Origin of the sequence: Streptococcus sp. HMSC066F10, assembly GCF_001813805.1 — a bacterium.
Classification (GTDB): Bacteria; Bacillota; Bacilli; order Lactobacillales; family Streptococcaceae; genus Streptococcus; species Streptococcus vaginalis.
In genome coordinates this window covers 1-312 of sequence record NZ_KV813977.1, presented here as the reverse complement: position 1 = coordinate 312, position 312 = coordinate 1, and the positions used below count along the sequence as shown (strand labels likewise).

The 312-nt window shown below is 40.7% G+C and carries 1 tRNA gene; it reads left to right on the top strand.

What is annotated here, in order from left to right:
- Positions 1 to 68 precede the first annotated feature (68 nt).
- Positions 69 to 142: transfer RNA gene (locus HMPREF2933_RS05265), tRNA-Pro, on the top strand.
- Positions 143 to 312 lie beyond the last annotated feature (170 nt).

Genomic DNA, 312 nt, shown 5'->3' with positions numbered 1-312 from the left:
GTTAGAGGTTCGACTCCTCTAGGGTGCATAGAAAAGAAGTCTCCTAGGACTTCATTTTTCTATCTATACGGGAAGTAGCTCAGCTTGGTAGAGTACTTGGTTTGGGACCAAGGTGTCGCAGGTTCGAATCCTGTCTTCCCGATATTTTATTTGATATTAGATGAAATAGGTGTTAGTTTTTAACATCTGGAGCCTGGGACAATAATGTCTCGATTCTATCAAAAAAAGCAACGGTTTTGCCGTTGCTTTTTTCATGGTTGCGATAGTCTTGGTAAAATATAGGGCTCTTTGTCAACTGTAGTGGGTAGATGA